The following is a 22,230-nucleotide window of genomic DNA, read 5'->3' as shown; positions in this document are numbered from 1 at the left end:
GTGGCCTGAATAACTATATCTACGTAAAAAACCCCGTTAGATGGGTCGATCCATTAGGCCTAACATGTAAAGAAATCCCAGAAAATTATGACCCCCTGACAGACACCTATACTGGTGTTGATATTAATTTATTCCCGACAAATGAACATATTCACTACTATGCTAAAAAAGTTCCAAACAACCATACTAGCTTAAGCATTGGGGCTCATGGGGATCCGCATGAAATTATCGATCAAAATCACAATCCAATTTCAGCAAATAAATTGGCCCAAATGATATTAAGTCATCCCAAGTATGAACCCGGGATGCGAGTGAACTTGCTATCATGCAACACCGGAAATTTCAAAGCCAACAGCAACTGCTATGCACAGCAATTGGCTAATGAAATAAAGTCAGATGTATTGGCGCCAGATACTACGTTATGGTATTGGCCTGATGGAAAGGTAGCCCCTTATGAGGAATTAGAAATCGGGGGCATAGACTACAATAGGCCTGGAAATTTTTATCTTTTTAAACCTCAAAACGGCTTATAAGAAAAGGATAGATAGCACCATGTCACAAGAAAAACCAAAACCTGTTGAAATGCCAGAGATAACTAAAAGTAAAGAAAGCGCCATTATCTCCGATGAGCAACCAATTTCTACTGCCTCGATCTATTTCCTGAACCCTGATGAACTTTCTAGTTATATAAAGAAGGGGGAGTCTGGCGACGTAGTAAGTGCCACAAAAGTGCTAAATTATTATACGTTCTCCCGTTTAGACCGAAAAAAACAAATTTATTGGATGAAAAAATCCGCAATCTTGGGGGACGCCATATCCCAATTTCGTTACGCCATTTTTTTAAGAGAAGAAGGTCAAATTAAAGAATCAATAAAATGGGCTGAGAAATCAGCATTATCAGGAAATGTTGAGGCTAAAGCTTTTCTTGCAGAAATTAAATCCAATGGCTATAACCCATAGATCATTTCCGGGAGCATTTTCGGGGCGCCCAAAACTTGGAAAGATAAAGAAAATTAGCCATAAACGCCATCATTTCGGGACACCCATAAAAATGTAACCCCAATGTATTTCGGGACACCCATAAAATGTAATCGAAAAGCCCCAGCGCCCGCTGTCTGCGCCAATGGGGCGCCCCCATCGACAGCCAGCCCACCTACAGCTACCAATTCGACTACGACATTTCGGTACGACATTTCGGGACACCCATAAAAATAGAATACCCTCCTTAGCTTCATCGCCGACTGGCAAGGCCAGGCCAAAATCACCCACCACTACGACGCCGCCGGCAACCGCATCGCCACCACACTGCCCGACGGCGAACAACTGAAATTTGCCTACAACGCCGCCGGCCAATTCCAAAGCCTCCACCGCCGACTCGCCGGCGCCGAAGCGGAACAGCTACTCGCCGCGATAGCCCACGACAACCTCGGCCGCGAAATCCAGCGCCAGCACGGCAACGGCCTTGCCACCGAACACCAATACGACCCCCAGGGCCGGCTGCAACAAATGCGCCTTGGCAAAGCCCAAGGCACCACCGAAAAACCCGTGCAGAACCCCCTGCACCAACGCCGCTACCGCTACAACACCGCAGGCCAACTGGCACAGATCGAAGACAGCCTGCGCGGCACCCGCAACTACCACTACGACCCCCTCGACCGCCTCACCCAGGTCGAAGGCCCCAACCCCGAACACTTCATCCACGACCCGGCCCACAACATCCTCGCCGCCGCCGGCTCCGTGGAAGAAGCCAAACAACAAGCCGCCAACACCCAAATCCGCGGCAACCGCATCGCCAAAACCGACAGCGACCAACACACCGACTTCCTCTGGGACGGCGACCTACTCCTGCGCGAAACTGCGCGCGACCTGAACACCCAACAGCAACTCAAAACCCGCACTTACTACTTCGAACCGGGCACCTTCAAACCCATCGCCCTGGACGAAAACGGCGAGCTCTACCACTACCACCTGGACCACCTGGGCACCCCCGACACCCTGACCGACAGCCAGGGCGAAATTGCCTGGAGCGTCAGCTACACAGCCTATGGCAACCTAGCCATCAAACACTGCAACCGCATCGAACAACCGATCCGGTTCCAGGGACAGTACTACGATGAAGAAACTGGGCTGCACTACAACCGGTTCAGGTATTATGATCCGGAGGTTGGGGCGTTTACGCAGCAGGACCCGATTGGGCTTTTAGGTGGGGTTAATAACTACCGGTATGTGCCGAATCCGGTGGGTTGGGTTGATCCGCTAGGATTGACGTGTAAAGAAGAAACGCAGCATCCTAATGTTTCAGGCAATAGTAGTACTGTAAATAGTGCGTTGCATGCTAAGTACGTGGATGAACTAGCTACGCTGAATAAGCAGCTATTATTTAGATGAGCTTAGCCAGAGAGTTATTAAGCATACTGCGGAAAACATCGTAGACATACGTAAGGCTCAAGATGGAAAAATTGTCTTCCTCGAAACGGGAAATAAACGAGCTGGCCTTGAGCATATACTAACTCGACATAAGCAAGATTTTGCCAATGTCGGAATACATTCAGATCAGATTCCAGACGCAGTAATGACTGCGGTCACTCAAGGGAAAATAATAGGATATCAAGGTAAGAATCGGGGTAGACCAATCTATGAAACTGTGTTTAACGATACTAGGCATCGAATTAGTGTCACTGTCTCTGATAACCGATTCATCGTTGGAGCTAATCCTCAATCACGGCCTTCACCATATACAACGGAGTAAGATACATGGTTAAAAATTTAAAGCTTATGCCGGATTACGAATGTTTCGCATTGTGGGATATCGATAGTACTGACAATATTAATCCAGCTAGCTTGCCGATCTCAGAAGATCTCAAAAAAAGAATCGAAAAGTGGCAAGATGTATATGACGCCACTCTAAATGAAGTTGATCCAACCTCATCTGGCTTTGAAAGCCCTGATGCAGAACAAGCTTTTGACATCGAGGGCAGGGCAATTTGGGAAGAACTTAAGAATGAGTTGGGACGATCATATAATATACAGTACTTCAGTGTTATAGAAAATGACGTGATCAAGTAAACACGGGCATTCCTTGCAACATTTCGGGACACCGATAAAACTGTAATTGAAAAGTTCGAGGGTGTTCAAAATTCTGTGTCAGCCAAATAGCCTCACAGACTGATGTATTTCTCCAAGCGCTCTGGGAAGTGGTTTGCCAGCTGTGACAGCGTCAGATTCCAGTTCTGGATTGGGTGCGTCCAGCGCTCGGAGGCCTTCAGTATACCGGCGTACAGCAGCTTGAGTAAGCTGTTCGCATTGGCGAAGCCACCCTTGGTTTTGGTCAGTTTTCGAAACTGCCGGTGCACGGTTTCAACGGCGTTTGTGGTGTAAATTGGCTTGCGTACGTATTCCGGATATTTGAAGTAGGCCGATAGTGTGGGCCACTTGCTGCCCCAGGATTTGATTACCATTGGGTATTTATTGCCCCACTTGGCATCCAGTTCGTCGGTAAGCTGCGTTTGACGCTTTTGGGTGATCTGTGGTTCTAAGGTGCCGGCACGGTCCCGCGGCGTATCCAGTTCAAAGCTGCCAGTGTAGCTCTTTATGGTCTTAGATGTATGGCCATTCTTTCGGTTGGGCTTGTCCTCGCTTGTGAGGTGCTCCTCCTGCTCCGCCCGCATGGCCGCTTCGGTAAGCTGTTTGATCAGTGGGGTCAGGATGCCGTCTTTGCCACTGAGGTCTTTGCCCTCACGCAGTGCCTTGATGCGGCATCCATATCGAAGGTAGGTTTGGTCATGGGTCATCTCTTTTTTGTTAATGGTAAAGAAATGACGCAGAATTATGAACAGTATTTCCAAACCGTATGCCCACTTTTTCAACTCGTGAGCAAGTATTGGCAAATATTGCTGGTAGTCGTGATGATTGCGAAGTCTTTAATTCCATCGGCCTGGTCGATACGAAACTGTATATGATTTTTATCGTCAGGCTGGGGTCGTGTAGACCAAGCACTGAGTCACCTTGATGGGTGAACCTTTCAAAAATAAAAATTTTTTTAACAGAAGGATGAAGTTGCACTGGATTTTTAGAATCCGAAGCAAGTCTGTTGATGAAATTGCTCGATCTAAATGCTGGGTAGTTTAAGAAAGTGCCAAAAAAACAAAATTTATAGCATTGTTTCACATTTTAAGCGGAGGCTCTTTGCTACGGTACTGGGGCTTATCTTCTAATTGGGTTAGAAGTCATTTTTTTCAAAAAATATAGTATGCCTAGCCCAATGGTGTTAATTGAAAAGAGTGTGTTTAGGATGCATAACTAATGCGTAGTTCCTATTAACAATAATTTTTGTTAGATCGCTGCTAAAAAATATTCGATCTAAATGCCGAGAACATTGCTCAGGGAACGCTATGTTGAAAATATGTCGCATTTTGTTGGCAATCACTATGGTTGCCGTCAGCTCGTTTACGCTATCAGCACCTATGGTGTCTATTGATTTAACCGCCGAGAAAAAAATTGGTGGGGTCTCATCACTTGATCGCAGTAAATATTTTAATCTGCACTCAACCCACGCCTCTGCAGGAATGACTGAATCTGAATTGGACTATTTAGTCAATCATCTCAATATTGGCTATGGCCGTCAATTCTGGAGCCCGTTTTCAGTTTATAAAGGTAATGCACCTTACCCTAGCGAGGCCTTTGCCAAAGAGAATGGTCCAAAAAATATTTCCAATACCAAAAAAAATCCAAAGTATCGTTTTTTTTCTAATCGAGTTGTCGTGACAGATCATCCTAAAGCCGTTTTTGTTGCCAATGAAGACCCGACTAAAGGGGCCAAATGGGCTGCTAACTATTTTAAATATTATTTTGACGACGAAACCCGTCCTAAATTTTATGAGCCAATCAACGAGCCGTTTGTGCACGCTGATGAGTTTGGTATAGATGATGATATTGCTCGAAAGCAAATAACGAATTTGTACAAAGAAATTGGTAAAGAGTTTGATCGGCAAAATATTGATACAAAAGTCCTCGGGTATGCCAGTGCATGGCCCTCATTGGAACTCTGGGATTTTGATCACTTTAATTCACGCATGAAAATGTTTATGGATGAGGCTGGTCCTTACATGGATGGTTTTTCCTTGCACCTATATGATGGTGTAAATGTTACCGGCGCCAATAGTCAGCGTTCTGGTAGCAACCTGGAAGCCATATTGGACTTAGTGGAAACCTACAGCTATGTGAAGTGGAACAAAATCAAACCGCTCGCCATTACGGAGTATGGTGGAATTGAAGAAGGATATGGCGATACTTACAGCGATGTTAAAAGTGTTCAGTCTATCCGTTCAATTAATCACATGTTGTTCCAGCTTATGGAACGTCAAGATCGTCTGCTGACTTCCATTCCCTTTATTAGCGATAAATCCGCATGGCACTACAGTGCTGAAAACAATTGGGAACCATATGTTGCAGTACTTTTGCGCCCCGATAAAAACAGCATTGTAAATGGAAAACCAACACGGTTTATTTGGACGCCGCGCGTTCACTTTTACCAGCTGTGGTCAGAAGTAAAAGGTAAGCGAGCCTATGCCGTTTCTGACAACCCTGATATTCAAGTTCAAGCTTTTGTCAGCGGTAGCAAAGCCTATGTGGCATTGAACAGTCTATCTGAAACAAACCAGTGGGTTGATTTGGGGTTTGTGAATGATATGGGTTCAGTCACCAATGTACGAAAAAAGTCTTTGAAAATATATACCCAGTCTAACCCAATATATTCTGACCAAAGTAACCTTTCTGCACCATCTTCTGTCCAGTTAATTCCTGGAGAAACGGTGGTGCTGGAATACTCTTTTAATTCCCCAATCGAGTTTACTAAGACTGTCGATGTGAATTCTTATTATTCGAAATCGCATTTGACTCCCATTGTTGCGAACAAGACGCTTAACTTCCCAATTAATGGCATTAAAGTGTCAGAGGGGACATCGGTTTTAAAATTGAGTGTTGGTCGAAAGCATGGAATGTCTTTAAAGCCCGTTGTAAAAGTAAATGGGCATACGGTAGGCGTCCCAAACAATTGGATGGGTGGCGATCAGGCGTCTCGCAATGACTTTTTTGGTTCGCTCCATATTCCGGTAAATAATGACATACTGAAATCCAACAATACTATATCTGTTACATTTCCGGACACTGGTGGTCGAGTAAGTTCGGTCGTTCTTAAGGTTGTTAACGGTGGTGCGATAGAAGCTGGTAACGAATCAGTATCCTTCGTTAGTGCCTTGCAGTACCTTGAACCGGCCAGTCAATATACACTTGACGTGAAATACAGCGCTCTTCAGCAGAGAGACTTGGTTCTGGAATTGTGGAAAGACAATATTTATCTGAACCAAACTCGTGAAACGGTGCCTGCTGGCAGCGGCAGCAAGTCTATGACAGTATCGCTCCCTAACCCAACCATAGATGGTGAGCAGGGCTATTACTTCAAAGTCAGTATTCGACCTGTAGGCGGCGACTGGCATACTAATTTAAATATTGCAACGACAGACAAGTTGGCGGTCAAGAAATCATTGGGCGCAGTGATCGATGAGTTTCGCTTTGCTGACGCGTTGACCTCGTTACCGAGTCAAAAAGAGTATCACTTCAAAGTGAATTTTAAGGCGAAGCAACGAAGAGATATTGTTGTTGAAATTTGGAATGCCGCCGGTTGGTTGAGCCAAGGTAGAACGACGGTTTCTGCGGGCGAAAGTATCGCTACAGTGACTGTTCAATTGGAGGCTGATGCGGTTCCAGGAAATGATTACATTTTGAAAGGGTCAATTCGTCCCGTAGGGGCGGATTGGAAGCAGAATCTTGATACTGCACAGATAAATGGTATTCAAGTGACGAGTGTGGGGTCTACTGTCCCTACAGGCTGGACCCAAATACAGGTTCGCCATTCCTCAAAATGTGTGGATGTTGCTGGTGGAAAAACTACCAATGGCAGTGGCTTGCATCAGTGGACGTGTGACGCTTCGAATGTGAATCAACGGTTTAAGTTTGAAAGCCGTGGCGATGGGTATTATAGCATCCGTGCGCAAGTCAGTGATAAGTGTATTGATCTCGCGTATGGGGGAAGCGCAAATGGCCAGATGATCCAGCAATACAATTGTGGTGTGGCCAATGAAAACCAGCATTGGTTGCTAACTCCGGTGATTGATGGTTGGTTTGAGTTAAGAGCCAAACCCAGTGGAAAGTGTATGGATATCGCTGGTTTTGGTCAGAACAATGGAGCAGCTGTACAGCAATGGGCGTGTACGGCGGCTAACAATCAACAGTTCAAATTCTTACCTTAGAGAAAACAGCGAATCGATTCGAATACAGATGGGTTCTTAACTCAAAGCGCCGCCAGTGGCGCTTTGAGTTAAGGCATTAAGGCCCCACCACCGGTGCAGTCCTCAATCGGGGTGGTTGATTCGATTTTACTGGACGGGAACCGGCACCTGAATGGCTTGCAAGTTGTTGCACAAAAGTGCCGGGATCTAAATGCTCTTAGTTGGCTACTGAATTGTGCGAGCAATGGCACCTTGGCAGGACACTGCTCTCAGGTGCAAGTTGGCGGGTTGCTCAGATACATTGGCTTTGGGTACGCCTCTCATGGGCGCGCGTGCTCGCCCTGAAACTGGCTTTTGTTATCAGAGGAGGTGAAAGAGGGGTAGTGTTCTGGTGGTGTCTCTGCACCGCATTTTGATTAGCGTTGACACTTCAACGAAAAAGGGCGGTATCAATTGGCTTGATACCGCCCTTTTCTTGACTTTAACCCATTGATTTTCAATGGATTTATATGGCGCGCTCGGGAGGATTCGAACCTCCGACCGCCTGGTTCGTAGCCAGGTACTCTATCCAGCTGAGCTACGAGCGCGTTACGTTGTGGTTGCGAACTATAGTGAGTTGGCTTTGCGGTGTCAACTCTTTTTTAAGATTTTTTTAAGAAAAAAGTCTTAAAAATCCGCAACTTACCGAAACTCCAAGGGGCCTTTGGGGGCACCGCTGAAGCTCGACAGGGCGCGCATTCTGCCGCGACACGCGGCGCTTTGCAAGCCCTAATTTTAGATTTTTTCACACGCGTGGGAGACGGGGTCCAAAGGCGCGGGAAACTATACTGGTGACGGGTGCCATCCTGTGCCTGTTTGCACGGGGACTAGTAGTCACTGTCCGGTTCCGGTAGTGGCGCCGCGGAGGGTATATGACAGAAGAGCAGGGCGAGGATAAACAGACGCGCGGGCCGGGCCCCCCGCCGGTTCAGCCGCCTCCACCGCGGCCCATGGCTCCTTGGGGGCAGTATCTGATCTGGATGTTTCTGGTGTTCCTGGTTGCCCAATTCTGGATAGGAATGGTGCGGGACCAGGGTCAGCAGTCCCTCTCCTATACGGAGTTCAAGGAAAAAGTGCGCAGCGGCCAAGTTGTCGTTGTGACCATCAAGGGGGACCGACTCACTGGAGAATACGAGGAGGCAACGGGCGGGCAGATAGCGTCCGGCCAGCCCCGCGAGAGCCGATTTACTGTGATCTTGCCGCCCGTGGAAGACCCGGAGCTGATGCCGCTGTTGGAGGAGCAACAAGTTGAGATTAGGGCCGAGTCAGAGCAGGCTGATTTGTGGACGCGGGTCCTGATTGGGGTATTGCCCTGGATTCTGATTATCGGCCTGTTTATCTGGGCCGGGCGCCGGATGCAGGAGCGCATGGGGGGAGGTGTTGGCGGCGGCGGTGCTTTCGGTTTCGGCCGCTCTCGCGCTAGGCGGTTTGAGCGGGGTGAATCCAATGTGACCTTCGACGATGTGGCGGGACTGGAGAACGCCAAACGCGACCTGTGCGAGATTGCAGAATACCTGAAGAATCCAGAGCGCTTCCAGCGGCTCGGTGCCAAGGTGCCAAAGGGCATTTTGCTGATGGGCCCCCCCGGCACCGGTAAGACACTGCTGGCAAAAGCGTTGGCGGGGGAGAGTGATGTGCCTTTCTACAGCATCAGCGGCTCCGAATTTATTGAGATGTTTGTGGGGGTCGGCGCGTCTCGAGTGCGGGACATGTTTGCCGACGCCAAGAAGGAGGCGCCATCGATTATCTTTATCGATGAGATTGATTCCGTGGGCCGGGCTCGTGGCACGGGTCTCGGTGGCGGCCACGACGAGCGCGAGCAGACGCTAAATCAAATCCTCAGCGAGATGGATGGTTTTTCCCCGCAAGAGACGGTCGTTGTGCTTGCCGCTACCAACCGCCCGGATGTGCTCGATGCGGCGCTGCTGCGCCCTGGCCGTTTCGACCGCAAGATCACGCTGGACTTACCGGATAGAAAGGCGCGCAAAGCGATTTTGCATATCCACGCGCGCGAAGTGCCGCTGGCTGCGGACGTGGATATGGAGCGGCTGGCGGCGCTGACGGTGGGCTTCTCCGGCGCGGATCTGGAAAACCTGATTAACGAGGCGGCCCTGCTGGCGGGGCGCCAGGACAGTGAAGCGGTGGATATGGCCGCAATGCTTTCCGCCCGCGATAAGGTGGTACTCGGTGGTGAGCGGGAGATGGTCATCAGCGATGAAGACAAGAAAACCATTGCCTACCACGAGGCCGGCCATGCCCTGGCTGCCAGCCTGCTTCCCCACGCTGATCCGCTGGATAAAGCCACAATTATTCCCCGTGGGCACAGTCTGGGGGCCACAGAACAGATTCCAGAGGAGGAGCATCACAATTTGCGCGCTAGCTACCTTTGCGACCGCATCGGAGTGATGCTGGGTGGACGTGTGGCGGAGCAGGTGGTTTTCAATGAACTCAGCTCCGGGGCTGAGGCAGATCTGAAGCAGGCCACACGCTTGGCGCAACATATGGTGACGCACTGGGGAATGAGTGAGAAACTGGGCCCGGTGGCGTTTCGCCGCGGTGAGGAGCATATTTTTCTCGGCAAGGAAATGGCGCAGTCGAGGGACTTCAGCGAGCACACTGCGGAGATTATCGATGAGGAAGTCGTCAAGCTGATTACCGGTATCGAAAGCCAAGTGCGGGTATTGCTGGAAAGATATCGCGACAAGTTGGACGCATTAGCCGAGGCACTGCTGGAAAAAGAAACGCTGGAAGCTGCGGAAATTCAAGCGATTGTCACTGATTCTGGTCGGGCTTCAAAGAACGCAACAGGTGTCTATAAATAGTTAAAGCTCAAATATTTAAGGTGTCTTAGACGTATTTGTGCGAACCGTCTATCTGGGTTAGAGCAGCTATTTAAAATTCTTCTATTGCGAAGATAAAAATAATTTGTGCATTTCTCAATACTTGTTTTTTTACCTTTTCGCTCCAAGACCGTTCGCAGTGATTGCGCAGCTTTGCACAACTTTATCGGTTACAACGGGCGTTACGCGGCTTCGGTTTTTGTAGACAGTTCTCGGGAAAATTCCGCTTCAATGCATTCTGCATCGCGAAGCCGTTTAATGCGCTCAAAAAATAATTGCGCCTCTGGAAAAGTGAGTTTGAGATAGGCCAGCCACTGCTTGATGCGGTTGCCCAAGTATTTGGCCGGATATATTTCGCGGGTCGTTAGATAGTAATCCCACAGTAGCGCTACCACCTGTTTCCATGTTATGGGTTCATAGTGGCGCCCTTCCGTGAAGGCTTTGACCTGCAGTCCCAGGTCGGGCCGCGCCAACAGGGTACGGCCGAACATAAAGCGGCGGCAGCCGGTCACTTCGCGGCAGCGTTGGAAGTCTTCCAGTGTCCAGATGTCGCCATTGGCGATTACCGGTATGGCCAGCTGTTGACGGATCTCGCCGATATACTCCCAGTAAGCTGGCGGGCGGTAGCCGTCGGCCTTGGATCGGGCGTGCACGGCCAGCTCGGCGGCGCCGCCATTCTCCGCCGCGCGAGCGTTGTCCATGTAGCTGCTTCTGTCCAAATAGCCGAGGCGGATTTTCGCGGTCACAGGGATGTGATCCGGCAGGGCACGGCGCACGGCGCCGACGATGGCTTCCACCCGGTGGGGGCTCTGCAGCAGGCAGGCGCCGCCGTCGCTATTGTTGACTGATTTGGCCGGGCAGCCAAAGTTGAGGTCTATGGCGCGGGCCCCGGTTTCCGCTGCTTTGACCGCATTGATGGCCATGGCCTCCGGATTGCCGCCCAGCAGTTGTAGGCGCACTGGAACCCCGCATGCGGTCACCGCACCAGCTTTCAGCTCCGGGCACAGGCGGGTAAAAACCCGGCGCGGCAGCCGGGTGTGCGTGACGCGCACAAATTCGGTGACACAGATATCCACGCCGCCGAGGGCGGATAGCAGGGCGCGCATATGGTGGTCTATGACCCCTTCCATTGGGGCCTGGTAGATCATTGGCGTATCTGAGCTGGTGGTCATTTGTGCGCGTTTAAGTGATGGGTTGGATTAGACGCCCATTCTAAAGGCGATCAGGGAATCGCAAAAGATAGGGTGGTAAATCGATATCGGGAAGATATTGATCACATTTTTTCGGGATTTACAGGGTTTGTGTTTTCTGCGTCATCGTTGCGGCTGAAACTAATAAGTGTTTGATTTTAAAAGGTTGTTGTATTGATAATAGCGCCCGCGGTGGCGCCTAAAGTTGTCATAACAATCTGCTAGGGAATTTGACCGGATAGGATATTGCAAATCTCCCGCGAGCCACACTGCGCCAATATATCCGTGCGGTTAAGCGGATATTATTGCGGACGGAAATAAAACCATTCAGGATGTCCGGTTTTATCGCCCGATTCGAATAGGGGAATAAAGTGCAAGACACGCTTCTACAACAGGGGCTGGACATTACGTTGTTCGGCATGGGGATTGTTTTTGCTTTCCTGCTTGTGCTGGTAATTGGAACCAGCATTATGTCCCGCATTATTACCCGCAATTTTCCTGAGGAGGAGCCGTCGGCTCCTGTACCCGGCAGTGCCAGCGGTGAGGATGCGCGCCTGCGCGCCATTATCAAGGCGGCCATCGATCAGCACCGCAAAAGACGTTGATACGTAAAACTGCTGAGTCACTTCCTGTAAATTTGCCGAGAGAGACGACCCATGACTGAGGTTAAAAAGCCACTGGGCATTACTGACGTAGTCCTGCGCGACGCTCACCAGTCACTGTTTGCCACGCGCCTGCGACTGGACGATATGCTGCCGATTGCGGAAAAACTCGACAAAGTGGGGTTCTGGTCATTGGAATCCTGGGGCGGTGCTACTTTTGATGCCTGCATCCGCTATCTCGGCGAGGACCCCTGGGAGCGTATCCGGGAGCTGAAAAAAGCTATGCCCAATACGCCGCAGCAGATGTTGTTCCGCGGGCAGAATATCCTCGGTTACCGCCACTATGCCGATGACGTGGTGGAAAAATTTGTCGAGCGGGCGGCGAAAAACGGCGTGGATGTTTTCCGTGTTTTCGACGCAATGAACGATATGCGCAACTTGGGGACAGCGCTCAAAGCAGTGAAAAAACAGGGCAAGCACGCCCAGGGGACTATTTCCTACACTGTAAGTCCGGTGCATACCATGGATTTGTGGGTGGATCTGGGACGCCAGATCGAGGACATGGGCGCAGACTCTATCTGCATTAAGGATATGGCCGGTTTGTTGCGCCCCTATGAAGGCTACGAGCTGGTTAAGCGCCTGAAGGCGGCGGTGGATATTCCCATCCATATGCAGTGCCATGCCACCACCGGGCTTTCTACCGCTACCGCACTCAAGTGTATTGAAGCCGGTATCGACAATGTGGATACCGCGATTTCCTCCATGTCCATGACCTATGGCCACAGCCCCACCGAGGCGCTGGTGGCGATTCTCGAAAACACTGATCGGGATACCGGCCTGGATATCAAACTGCTGGAGGAGATTGCGGCCTATTTCCGCGAGGTGCGCAAGAAGTACGCTAAGTTCGAGGGCTCACTGAGAGGTGTGGATTCCCGCATTCTGGTGGCTCAGGTACCCGGTGGCATGCTCACTAATATGGAAAATCAGCTGCGCGAGCAGGGCGCCGGCGACCGCCTCGACGAGGTCCTGGAAGAAATCCCCCGTGTGCGAGAAGACCTGGGGTTTATTCCGCTGGTTACACCGACTTCTCAGATCGTCGGCACCCAGGCAGTGCTCAATGTGCTCACCGGCGAGCGCTACAAATCCATCTCCAAGGAGACTGCAGCGGTGCTGAAGGGCGAGTATGGTTCTACGCCGGCTCCGGTCAATAAGGAACTGCAGGCGCGGGTATTGGAAGGTGCTGAGCCTATCAGCTGCCGTCCGGCGGACCAATTGCAACCGGAATTGGAGAAGCTGACCGCAGAGTTGAAAGAGAAGGCTGCGGAGCAGCAAGTCGCACTAACTGAAGGTGAAGGGGAAATCGACGATGTCCTCACTTACGCACTGTTCCCGCAGATCGGTCTCAAGTTTTTAAGCAATCGCGGAAACCCTGATGCCTTTGAGCCTGTACCTACGGGCAATGAAGGCAGTGCGGTTAAAAACGACAAGGGTGAAGAAGTCTACACCGTGACAGTGGAGGGTAAGAGCTACACGGTGACCGTTGCCGACGGCGGCGACCTGACCAGTGTCACCCCCGTGGCCAGTGAGGCTGCGTCGCCTGCTGGTGCGGCGGCGCCTGTCTCCGGCGGTGAACCAGTCAAGGCACCTCTGGCGGGCAATATCTTCAAGGTACTGGTCAAACCCGGTGACCAGGTGACGGAAGGGCAGACCATCATTGTGCTGGAAGCCATGAAAATGGAAACCGCCGTCAGCGCGCCTCGCGCCGGCAGTGTGACCAGCGTGTCTGTGAAAGAGGGCGATTCCGTGGCGGTGGGCGATGCCCTCCTGTCCATCGCGTAAGGTCGTAACAGGAGTCGCAAGTGGAAAATCTACTGAATCTCTGGCTGTCGTCCGGCGCCAATCAGATCACGTCAGGTCAGTTTACGATGATCCTGATCGGGTTGGTGCTGCTGTTTTTGGCCATTCGCAAGAACTTTGAACCGCTGTTGCTGGTGCCCATTGGTTTCGGGGGCATTCTCGCCAATATCCCCGGAGCACATCTGGCGCTGTCGGCGGCGGAGACAGCATTGACCTCCGGCGATGCGTTGGTGCTGGCGCAAATGGCTCAGATCCTGGGCGTGGAAAGTACAAGTGATATCTACGCGCTAAAAGCGGCTCTATCCAGCGCGCCGGCGGCAGTGCACGCCCAGGCGACGCAATATGCGCTGGATGCCGGCTTCAGCAATGGCATGCTTTATAACTTCTATTCCGTTGCCATTGCGTCCGGCGTTGCACCGCTGGTGATTTTTATGGGCGTCGGCGCCATGACAGACTTCGGTCCGCTGTTGGCCAATCCGCGCACCCTGTTTCTAGGGGCCGCGGCACAGTTCGGTATTTTTGCCACTGTGCTGGGAGCGGTGGGCCTGTCTGTGGCGGGAATTATGGATTTCTCTATCGCCGATGCTGCGGCCATTGGCATTATCGGCGGTGCCGACGGGCCCACGGCCATCTATGTGTCCAGCCTGCTGGCTCCGGATCTTCTCGGTGCCATCGCGGTGGCGGCCTACTCCTATATGGCGCTGGTGCCCTTGATTCAGCCGCCGATTATGCGCGCCCTGACTACGCCGGAAGAGCGCAAAATCGAAATGGTGCAGCTGCGCCATGTGAGCAAGCGCGAGAAGATCGTATTTCCGTTGTTGTTGCTGATTCTGGTGGCTCTGTTTCTGCCGGATGCAGCGCCGCTGCTGGGTATGTTCTGCTTCGGTAACCTGATGCGCGAGTGCGGCGTGGTAACCAGGCTGTCGGATACGGCTCAGAATGCGCTGATCAATATCACGACGATTTTCCTTGGCCTGTCTGTGGGCTCCAAGCTGGCTGCGGATAAATTTCTGGACCCCAAAACCCTCGGCATTCTCGCACTGGGAATTATCGCCTTCGCGATCGGTACCGCCGCAGGTGTATTGATGGCGAAACTGTTAAACCTAGTGAGTAAGCACAAGGTCAACCCGCTGATCGGCTCTGCCGGTGTTTCCGCAGTCCCCATGGCTGCGCGGGTATCCAACAAGCTGGGCCTGGAAGCCAACCCGCATAACTTCCTGTTGATGCACGCTATGGGGCCCAATGTGGCCGGTGTGATCGGCTCAGCGGTGGCCGCCGGTGTGATGATCACCATGGTGCGGGCGATGACAGGCTGATGTATCTTCGACAACACTTCTGATTTATTTGCTTCAGATGCGCTGAGAGAGCGATTTTTTGAAGCCGCTGGATACAGGGATGTGTCCGGCAGCGCAACAGAAATCAGTTTTCCAAATTCACAAAGCCCTCTAGAAGCGAATACGCCTTTCCCGCGAGCTTATCAGTCGTTGCTTGAATTCAGGCCGGCTTTTCAATTCTGATAAAGCACACGGGTATAGCGCGTCAGAGTCGGTGCCTCCCGCTGGAACCACTCGAGGCTATCCTCTGACGACGGTGTACACGGGGTAAAGGGAAATTCCATTTCGCAACAATCAATACGAAAGAGCCGCTCTACTGCTTTGCCGTTGTCTTCTGTGCGCTGGCGCAGGTAACCCGATTTTGCATCGAGCTCAAACCCGGTCAGAGAAAGCAGGGGTTGTTGCAAGCGGTATTTATGCAGGCTGTGCTGTACGGTGAACCCTTCAGACAGCGATCCCAAAGCCACTGAAGTTTCAAAGTCCAACAGATTGCTCCGTTCGCTTTCATCAATCTGTAGATTCGTCAATCGTTGCTTTAACAGGCCTCCACTATCGCTGATCGGGTGGGGGCGGTCGATTACCAGTCCGGCATGCCGGCCGCAGATAATCAGTGCCCCCTTGCGCGGAGACGTTGTGCCGCTGCTGAGGTCTGTCTCACTGATCAGCTCCAGTCCAATGAGTGGCCCAGGTTGATCTGAAAGTAACCGCCAATCCTCGACATAAATACCACTCGGGGCAAATTCCATCATGCAATTGCCGATGCGCTGTAAAATCGCCGGTTCCGGCCAGCGATTGTGCAACTGATAAGTGGCACCACCACGCCACTGAAGTTGTTTTCCATCCCAGTCGGCATGCGCATACCAACCTTCGTAATCTGCTTTTTTTTGAATATCGTCGCCTTCTTTTTCCTGCTGTGCGGTGACCGGTAAACGCAGGTCAATGGTCAGAAGGTTAGACTGCAGCCAAAATACGCGGGTATCTGTATCCGTCTGGCCGTTGGCAAAACTGATACTGCGCCGCTGAAAGCAGCCGCGCATCCAGCGCGGCACAGTGTTAGCAGTGGGTGAATTGATTACAGAAGTGAGCTCGGCAAGGTGCATGATTATAAAACCTCCCGCAGTTTGCCGAAGGATGATGCATCGGCCGAGGAATCTGGGAATTGCAACTCGCCTTTTGCTACCCGCTCCTTCAAGTAGTGAAACGTATGCATGGTTTGAGCGAGTAAATGATCTCCACAGCACATGGGTTGATAGGTCCCAGGCTTAATTCCGGGAGCAGGATCGACGAGAGGTTCAATGATCGTGTCGTAGTCACAACTGCAAAACAATGGGAAAGAATAGCGCTCTTCTTTTACTTTGCGGACTCTATGTGAGGTGGCGATAAAACGGCCATTACTGAGTATTTCCATCATATCGCCGATATTGACAACAAAGCTCCCAGGAATTACGGGCGCATCAATCCATTCTCCGTTATCGTTTAGAACTTCCAAGCCATCGGTAGTTGGTAATAGCAGGGTAAAGCACTCGTAATCTGTATGAGCACCGATGCCCTCCCGGTCCTGAGCATCGGGGTTGTAAGGGTAATGGATCAGTCGAAGCTGGCTGGGAGGGTTTTTGACTTTATCGTCAAAGGTATCTTCCGGCAGGTCGAGTGCAAGCGCAAAGCCCCGGAAGAGTAACTGACCTAAATTTAACGCAGCCTGGTAATAAGCGCTGACATCCTCTTTAAAACCAGCCATATCCGGCCATTGGGTCGGGCCTATCATTGGCCCTTGCTGGCTCAGATGGCCAAGATCATTATTGATGTCATAGGCTTCTTTGTGATCGATTTTCCCACCGTAAAACTGCTCTTCGCCTTCGGGGACATAACCGCTATGGTTGGATGAATTGCCGATGTAGTAGCGCATTTTTTCCCGGTGAGGGCGGGCGAAGAATTCCTTGGTGCGGATTAGCAGGGCATCGATCAACGACTGTGGAATTCTGTGGCCCGTAATGTACAGGAAGCCCACGTTGGTGGCTGCATCAGCGATTTGTTTGGCCACTTGCTGCCGATCTGCCAATTTATCGGAATAAAGGCCGCTGATATCGACAACAGGGATGTGGTCAAAGGTGCGGGTGGGTTTGCTCATGCTCCAGTCTCCTTTGTGCAATAAAAAGGTTTCTGGCCGTCCAGAGCGGTTCCGGCGGATGCCGGCCGGGTCGTCCCGGTTGGGGGGAATACTTTATGTAACTATGTAACTCAATTTTTATGCACTAATTATGCCACTCGGCCACTGGAGAGTATGTTTCCCGGTGTGCAGGAATATGCTGGCGGGTATAGGAAGCGCAAGTGATGGGATAGCTCTTCTGAAAGAGAGGGTTTTAAGAGTATTTTCAGAGGGATTTGGTGCATCTTTGTGGAACAATTTTATTGTGATAGAGGCTGGTGAAGCGAAGAAAGCACCAACAAAGGTTGGGTCTTGGCTACATGCATGGAATATTGGTTTATTCCATGGGTAAAAATGTATGTGCTTTGGAGTAATGCGATGTCGGCGCATTGTGTTGCGCCAAAAGTGGGCGTTCAGAGGTTTAGATTGATTCAAAGTGGTGCGCAAAAAGGCTGGATATTGTTCTGTTTGGACTTTTATATGGAAATGAAGCGCAAAGACAGACTTTTATGTTTGGCACGTATTTTGATTGTTTATTTGTGTCCGTACTCCTGACACTACGTGACAGACAATTCGCAAAATGGAGCGCTAGGGTTCCGGCTGTTTTATAACGGTGACTGGTCCGAGAGCACTCGACCTTTCAGTGAAAGGTTACACGGCGGGATAAAAGCCCGGGAGGACTACAGGCGTGATGCCGGGAGTACTCCGTGAGCAACCGACCGAAGCCAACTGAGAGGTGCGCCATGAAGCGACTTTCCATTCTTCTACTTGCATTGACGCTGTCGTCGACAGCTTCCGCCCGCGATACTTTCAAAGTGTGCTGGTCCATCTATGCCGGCTGGATGCCATGGGCATATGGTGTCGAGCAGGGGATTGTGCAGAAATGGGCCGATAAGTACGACATCGATATCGAAGTTGTGCAGTTCAATGACTATATCGAATCGATCAATCAGTACACGGTCGGCGAATTCGATGCCTGTTCCATAACCAACATGGACACGCTGACCATTCCCGCAGCAGGTGGTGTCGATAACACCGTCTTGATTATCAATGACTTTTCCAACGGCAATGATGGCATTGTGCTCAAAGACAAAACGTCATTGGCGGATATTAAAGGCCAGAAAGTGAATCTGGTCGAGCTCAGTGTATCCCACTACTTCCTCGCCCGCGCTCTGGAAACGGTCGGCTTGAGTGAGCGGGATATTCAGGTGGTCAACACTTCTGATGCTGATATGGTCGCGGTCTATGGAACGCCGGAAGTTACGGCGGTGGCGACCTGGAATCCGCCGTTGGGTGAGATTTTGTCCATGCCGGGCGCAAACCAAGTATTTGATTCGTCCCAAATCCCCGGGGAAATCCTCGATATGTTGGTGGTTAAAACCGAAGTTCTGGAGAAAAGCCCCGAGCTCGGTAAAGCTTTGACCGGAGCCTGGTTCGAATTAACGGAAATTATGCAGGCGAAGGATGCCACCGCTAAGGCAGCAAAAACCTTTATGGCTCAGGCCGCAGGTACTGATTTGGCAGGCTATGAAGCACAGCTTGCCACTACCGCGATGTTCTACACCCCTGAAGCGGCCTTGAAATTTACCAACAGTCCAGACCTGCGCACCACGATGCAAAAAGTGGCCGAGTTCTCCTTCGAGCACGGTCTGCTTGGGGAAGGCGCACCAGATGCCGGTTTTATCGGTATCGAAACACCTGCCGGTATCTATGGCGATCGCAACAATATCAAGCTGCGTTTCAACCCAGCCTGGTTGCAGATGGCCGTTGATGGTGATCTCTGAAGCCCTGCGTGCGGGCGTATTAAGCCCGGTACCCCCGAGCCCTTAGGAGGGAAGTTTGTGCTTCCCTAAGGACTGAAGATGAAACGATTTATTAACCTGACGCCGGCACCGGCAACGCGCATGATGTTCGGTTTGCTGCCTTTTGTATTGCTGGTGATTCTTTACATTGTTGCGTCGGATGCACGCCTGGCCGAAAACCCCAGTGACAAACTGTTGCCGGGCTTCAGTCAGATTGGCGACGCTATCCAGCGTATGGCGTTTGAACCGAGCAAGCGCACGGGGGAATATTTATTTTGGGGGGATACCACCAGTAGCCTGACCCGTCTGGGGCTGGGTGTATTGATCGCAGCGTTTGTCGGTTTAGTGCTGGGTTTACTGACCGGTGCATTGCCCAGCGTTTCTGCGGTGGCCAGTCCACTGCTCACTGTGGTATCGCTGATTCCCCCGCTGGCTCTTTTGCCGGTGCTGTTTATTGTCTTCGGTTTGGGGGAAGTATCCAAAGTGGCGTTGATCGCCATTGGGATCACACCCTTTATCGCGCGTGATATCCAGCGCAGAACACTGGAAATTCCCCGTGAACAGCTGGTAAAGGCACAAACCCTCGGTGCCAATACCAGCCAAATTATCTTCCGCGTATTACTTCCGCAGTTAATGCCGAGACTGATTGACGCCGTGCGCCTGTCGCTGGGCGCCGGCTGGTTGTTCTTGATTGCGGCGGAAGCCATTGCCTCCACTGATGGCCTCGGCTACCGGATTTTTCTGGTCCGTCGCTATATGGCCATGGACGTGATATTGCCTTATGTGGCCTGGATCACTGTGTTGGCCTTTTTGATCGATTCGGTTCTGGCCTGGGTCAGTCGCCGTCTCTTCCCCTGGCAGAGTAAAGGAGTGCAGTAATGATAGAGGCGCGCAATCTGTGGAAGAAATACGGTGACAAGGTTGTTTTGGAAAGACTCAATCTGCGGGTTGAAGAAGGTGAATTTATTACGCTGGTCGGGGCGTCCGGCTGTGGTAAGAGCACCTTTCTTAAAATGCTATTGGGGACAGAGACCGCCAGTAGTGGTGAACTTCTGCTAGACGGAAAACCGATCCCCGACGAGCCGGGTCCGGATCGAGGCATTGTTTTTCAGCAGTACTCGGTTTTTCCTCACATGTCAGTGCTGGAAAACGTCATGGCGGCCCGCGGTTTCGGGCGCCCCGGCGTGACCGGTTTGTTGTTTGGGGCGGCCCGCCAGCAGGCGCGGGATGAAGCGCGGGCAATACTGGCGGAAGTCGGTTTGGGAAATGCGGAATCGCTTTATCCGGGGGAGCTTTCAGGGGGAATGCGACAACGTCTCGCCATTGCTCAGGCATTGTTGGGACAGCCGCGTATTCTGCTCCTGGATGAACCTTTCGGCGCACTGGACCCCGGTATTCGGGCCGATATGCATGATCTCGTGTTGCGTCTTTGGCGCGAATACGAGCTCACTGTGTTTATGGTTACCCATGACCTCACCGAGGGGTTTTATTTAGGTACCCGGTTGTGGGTGTTTGACAAGACCCGTCTCGACCCCCAGGCGCCTGATGCCTATGGCGCCACGATTACTTACGACCTGCCGGTGGGTCAGATGGACGGCAGAAAGCTTAAGAAAATTGATCGCGATCTCACGCTCACTGCAAGAGAAACAGAAAAGGCATTATGAAAAGCATTGAATACACCACCGAAATTCCGGCGGGTGGCCACTGGTCGCTGCGCATGCGCAAAGGCACCCTGATGCGCCTGACCGATCTCGAGGGCGGCGCCAATGTGGGCATGCTGTTCTACAATCCGGAGAACCTGCTGGAGCGCTACAACGCACCAGATACGCTCAAGTGCCAACATACCTTTAAGCTCACCCGGGGCAACTGTCTCTACTCCGATATGGGACGTATTTTTGCCTCCATTGTTGAGGACAGCCTGGGTTGGCACGAAACCGTCTGCGGCAATATCCGCGCCGATCAGGTCACCGGGCGCTGGGGTGTGCGTGATTATCAGCACGACCGCAATAACTGGCACCAGAATGGTCACGACGCCTTTCTTGTCGAGCTGGCTAAGTACGGTCTCGGATGTGCGGACCTGGCGGCCAATATCAACTGGTTCAGCAAGGTGGCCGCCGACGCTGAAGGTCGTATGCAACTGGTGGAGGGACACAGCCAGCCGGGCAGCCATCTGACCCTGCGTTTCGAGATGGACACCCTGGTGGTGCTGCACAACTGCCCGCACCCTCTGTGCCAGGAGCCCACCTATCCCCAAAGGCCGGTCCGTATCGATCTGGGTGAAGCAGATCCCGTGTCCGACGACGATTACTGCCTGAATTTCCGCCCGGAAAACCGGCGCGGTTTCCAGAACAACGCCTTGTATCACCTGGGCAAATAAGGAGGCGAATATGTTGACTGAAAGTACACGTCAGGCAGAGCAGGCGGTTTCCCGTACCAAGGTGGATGCTGGGGATTACTTTATCGGTATTGTCCGTGAGGGACAGACATTGCGCATCCTGGATCTGGAGGGCAACCAAGCGGCGGATACGCTCTTTTACAGTGCGGCCGACCCTGCCGAACGCTACAGTGCCATGGATACCATCCGCGAGCAGGGCAACCTCTACCTGACCACCGGCAGCGTACTGCGCTCCAGCGAAAACCGCCCGATGCTGGAAATCGTGGCTGATACTTGTGGCCGCCACGATACCCTGGGCGGCGCCTGCGCCACCGAAAGCAACACAGTGCGTTACGCCCTGGAAAAGCGTTGCATGCACGCGTGCAGGGACAGTTGGATGCTGGCCATCGCCGAGCACCCGGAATATGGCATCAGCAAGCGCGACATCGGCCACAACATCAATTTCTTCATGAATGTTCCGGTCACCGAAGAGGGCGGACTCACCTTCGAGGACGGCATCTCGGCCCCCGGCAAATATGTGGAGCTGACGGCTCTGATGGATGTGGTGGTACTGATCTCCAACTGTCCACAGCTAAACAACCCCTGCAACGGCTACAACCCCACGCCGATTGAACTGCTGGTGTGGGATAACGAATAAGGCACTGCCAACCATCCCCGTTTGCTCCCTGTCAGCAACGGTCTTCAGACACCACACCGGATACACACCTTCAGCGGACGACCGCTGTCGTATAGAAGTTCA

Annotated in this window: 18 protein-coding genes, 1 tRNA gene, 1 pseudogene and 1 riboswitch; of the genes and pseudogenes, 14 read left to right on the top strand and 6 right to left on the bottom strand. The window is 51.8% G+C overall.

The annotated features are described in order from the left end of the window. On the top strand, window positions 1-533 hold a 533-nt coding region (locus BM155_RS17275), incomplete at its 5' end, for a DUF8616 domain-containing protein (RefSeq protein WP_217641420.1). A 19-nt stretch (window positions 534-552) separates the two neighbouring features. Next, window positions 553-960: an SEL1-like repeat protein gene (locus tag BM155_RS04920; RefSeq protein WP_139223137.1), complete on the top strand. Its 408-nt coding sequence runs from the start codon at window positions 553-555 to the stop codon at window positions 958-960. Window positions 961-1,398: 438 nt separating this feature from the next. On the opposite strand, the gene BM155_RS17515 is transcribed toward BM155_RS04920, so the two are convergent. Then, window positions 1,399-1,563: a hypothetical protein gene (locus tag BM155_RS17515; protein WP_254773111.1), complete on the bottom strand. Its 165-nt coding sequence runs from the start codon at window positions 1,561-1,563 to the stop codon at window positions 1,399-1,401. Here BM155_RS17515 and BM155_RS04910 point away from each other — a divergent pair. Both BM155_RS04910 and BM155_RS04900 read left to right on the top strand, forming a co-directional pair. Further along, window positions 1,546-2,388, top strand: coding sequence for an RHS repeat domain-containing protein (locus tag BM155_RS04910; RefSeq protein WP_074901364.1), 843 nt, complete (start codon window positions 1,546-1,548; stop codon window positions 2,386-2,388). The two genes, BM155_RS17515 and BM155_RS04910, sit on opposite strands and share 18 nt — an antisense overlap. Before the next feature lie 366 nt (window positions 2,389-2,754). After that, on the top strand, window positions 2,755-3,066 hold the full coding sequence (locus BM155_RS04900; protein ID WP_074901359.1) for an immunity protein CdiI family protein: 312 nt from the start codon (window positions 2,755-2,757) through the stop codon (window positions 3,064-3,066). 92 nt (window positions 3,067-3,158) lie between these two features. Here the strand turns inward: BM155_RS04900 and BM155_RS04895 are convergent. Then, window positions 3,159-3,784 (bottom strand): annotated as a pseudogene (locus tag BM155_RS04895) (transposase). 607 nt (window positions 3,785-4,391) lie between these two features. On the opposite strand from BM155_RS04895, the gene BM155_RS04890 reads away from it, so the two are divergent. Continuing rightward, window positions 4,392-7,307 carry an RICIN domain-containing protein gene (locus tag BM155_RS04890; RefSeq protein ID WP_074901354.1) on the top strand — a complete coding sequence of 972 codons (2,916 nt, stop codon included), beginning with the start codon at window positions 4,392-4,394 and terminating at the stop codon, window positions 7,305-7,307. A 489-nt stretch (window positions 7,308-7,796) separates the two neighbouring features. Here the strand turns inward: BM155_RS04890 and BM155_RS04885 are convergent. Continuing rightward, a tRNA-Arg gene (locus BM155_RS04885) sits at window positions 7,797-7,873 on the bottom strand. A gap of 324 nt (window positions 7,874-8,197) precedes the next feature. Here BM155_RS04885 and ftsH point away from each other — a divergent pair. Further along, the gene (gene ftsH / locus BM155_RS04880; protein WP_074901351.1) at window positions 8,198-10,147 is read left to right on the top strand and encodes an ATP-dependent zinc metalloprotease FtsH; all 1,950 of its coding nucleotides are present in this window, start codon (window positions 8,198-8,200) and stop codon (window positions 10,145-10,147) included. A 200-nt stretch (window positions 10,148-10,347) separates the two neighbouring features. Here the strand turns inward: ftsH and BM155_RS04875 are convergent, their stop codons facing one another. Then, the gene (locus BM155_RS04875; RefSeq protein ID WP_083421081.1) at window positions 10,348-11,337 is read right to left on the bottom strand and encodes a tRNA dihydrouridine synthase; all 990 of its coding nucleotides are present in this window, start codon (window positions 11,335-11,337) and stop codon (window positions 10,348-10,350) included. A gap of 389 nt (window positions 11,338-11,726) precedes the next feature. On the opposite strand from BM155_RS04875, the gene BM155_RS04870 reads away from it, so the two are divergent. From BM155_RS04870 to BM155_RS04860, 3 genes are read left to right on the top strand one after another with little or no spacing between them, the layout of a single operon-like run. Beyond that, entirely contained in the window at window positions 11,727-11,960 is a 234-nt protein-coding gene (locus BM155_RS04870; RefSeq protein WP_067153893.1) for an OadG family protein, read from the top strand. Between the two features lie 51 nt (window positions 11,961-12,011). Then, entirely contained in the window at window positions 12,012-13,796 is a 1,785-nt protein-coding gene (oadA, locus tag BM155_RS04865) for a sodium-extruding oxaloacetate decarboxylase subunit alpha (protein WP_074901345.1), read from the top strand. Between the two features lie 20 nt (window positions 13,797-13,816). Continuing rightward, on the top strand, window positions 13,817-15,130 hold the full coding sequence (locus tag BM155_RS04860; RefSeq protein WP_067153880.1) for a sodium ion-translocating decarboxylase subunit beta: 1,314 nt from the start codon (window positions 13,817-13,819) through the stop codon (window positions 15,128-15,130). A 191-nt stretch (window positions 15,131-15,321) separates the two neighbouring features. On the opposite strand, the gene BM155_RS04855 is transcribed toward BM155_RS04860, so the two are convergent. Next, window positions 15,322-16,248, bottom strand: coding sequence for a hypothetical protein (locus BM155_RS04855; RefSeq protein WP_074901342.1), 927 nt, complete (start codon window positions 16,246-16,248; stop codon window positions 15,322-15,324). 2 nt (window positions 16,249-16,250) lie between these two features. Then, window positions 16,251-17,276, bottom strand: a complete 1,026-nt coding sequence (locus BM155_RS04850; RefSeq protein ID WP_074901339.1) for an isopenicillin N synthase family dioxygenase — start codon at window positions 17,274-17,276, stop codon at window positions 16,251-16,253. A 595-nt stretch (window positions 17,277-17,871) separates the two neighbouring features. Next, window positions 17,872-17,974: riboswitch (guanidine-I (ykkC/yxkD leader) on the top strand. A gap of 63 nt (window positions 17,975-18,037) precedes the next feature. Between BM155_RS04850 and BM155_RS04845 the strand changes: the two genes are divergently transcribed. From BM155_RS04845 to BM155_RS04825, 5 genes are all read left to right on the top strand, one after another. Then, window positions 18,038-19,078, top strand: a complete 1,041-nt coding sequence (locus tag BM155_RS04845) for a putative urea ABC transporter substrate-binding protein (protein ID WP_074901337.1) — start codon at window positions 18,038-18,040, stop codon at window positions 19,076-19,078. A gap of 78 nt (window positions 19,079-19,156) precedes the next feature. Then, a complete protein-coding gene (locus BM155_RS04840; RefSeq protein ID WP_067153859.1) occupies window positions 19,157-19,975 on the top strand; it encodes an ABC transporter permease in 819 nt (272 codons plus the stop codon). Further along, window positions 19,975-20,760: an ABC transporter ATP-binding protein gene (locus BM155_RS04835; RefSeq protein ID WP_074901335.1), complete on the top strand. Its 786-nt coding sequence runs from the start codon at window positions 19,975-19,977 to the stop codon at window positions 20,758-20,760. Before BM155_RS04840 ends, BM155_RS04835 begins: the two co-directional genes overlap by 1 nt. Further along, complete coding sequence (locus tag BM155_RS04830) at window positions 20,757-21,473, top strand: urea amidolyase associated protein UAAP1 (protein WP_067153854.1); 717 nt, start codon at window positions 20,757-20,759, stop codon at window positions 21,471-21,473. Before BM155_RS04835 ends, BM155_RS04830 begins: the two co-directional genes overlap by 4 nt. 10 nt (window positions 21,474-21,483) lie before the next feature. After that, window positions 21,484-22,128 carry an urea amidolyase associated protein UAAP2 gene (locus BM155_RS04825; RefSeq protein WP_074901334.1) on the top strand — a complete coding sequence of 215 codons (645 nt, stop codon included), beginning with the start codon at window positions 21,484-21,486 and terminating at the stop codon, window positions 22,126-22,128. The last annotated feature ends 102 nt before the right edge of the window (window positions 22,129-22,230 follow it).

Source organism: Microbulbifer thermotolerans (assembly GCF_900112305.1).
GTDB classification, from domain to species: domain Bacteria; phylum Pseudomonadota; class Gammaproteobacteria; order Pseudomonadales; family Cellvibrionaceae; genus Microbulbifer; species Microbulbifer thermotolerans.
This window is presented reverse-complemented; position numbering and strand designations above follow the sequence as displayed.

What these genes read in the sequence shown, in the direction of transcription:
- ftsH (WP_074901351.1), top strand. Translation starts at nt 8,198, where the DNA reads ATGACAGAAGAGCAGGGCGAGGATAAACAGACGCGCGGGCCGGGCCCC.
- BM155_RS04920 (WP_139223137.1), top strand. Translation starts at nt 553, where the DNA reads ATGTCACAAGAAAAACCAAAACCTGTTGAAATGCCAGAGATAACTAAA.
- BM155_RS04840 (WP_067153859.1), top strand. Translation starts at nt 19,157, where the DNA reads ATGAAACGATTTATTAACCTGACGCCGGCACCGGCAACGCGCATGATG.
- BM155_RS04835 (WP_074901335.1), top strand. Translation starts at nt 19,975, where the DNA reads ATGATAGAGGCGCGCAATCTGTGGAAGAAATACGGTGACAAGGTTGTT.
- BM155_RS04855 (WP_074901342.1), bottom strand. Translation starts at nt 16,248, where the DNA reads ATGCACCTTGCCGAGCTCACTTCTGTAATCAATTCACCCACTGCTAAC.
- BM155_RS04830 (WP_067153854.1), top strand. Translation starts at nt 20,757, where the DNA reads ATGAAAAGCATTGAATACACCACCGAAATTCCGGCGGGTGGCCACTGG.
- BM155_RS04825 (WP_074901334.1), top strand. Translation starts at nt 21,484, where the DNA reads ATGTTGACTGAAAGTACACGTCAGGCAGAGCAGGCGGTTTCCCGTACC.
- BM155_RS04900 (WP_074901359.1), top strand. Translation starts at nt 2,755, where the DNA reads ATGGTTAAAAATTTAAAGCTTATGCCGGATTACGAATGTTTCGCATTG.
- BM155_RS04850 (WP_074901339.1), bottom strand. Translation starts at nt 17,276, where the DNA reads ATGAGCAAACCCACCCGCACCTTTGACCACATCCCTGTTGTCGATATC.
- BM155_RS04890 (WP_074901354.1), top strand. Translation starts at nt 4,392, where the DNA reads ATGTTGAAAATATGTCGCATTTTGTTGGCAATCACTATGGTTGCCGTC.
- oadA (WP_074901345.1), top strand. Translation starts at nt 12,012, where the DNA reads ATGACTGAGGTTAAAAAGCCACTGGGCATTACTGACGTAGTCCTGCGC.
- BM155_RS04875 (WP_083421081.1), bottom strand. Translation starts at nt 11,337, where the DNA reads ATGACCACCAGCTCAGATACGCCAATGATCTACCAGGCCCCAATGGAA.
- BM155_RS04845 (WP_074901337.1), top strand. Translation starts at nt 18,038, where the DNA reads ATGAAGCGACTTTCCATTCTTCTACTTGCATTGACGCTGTCGTCGACA.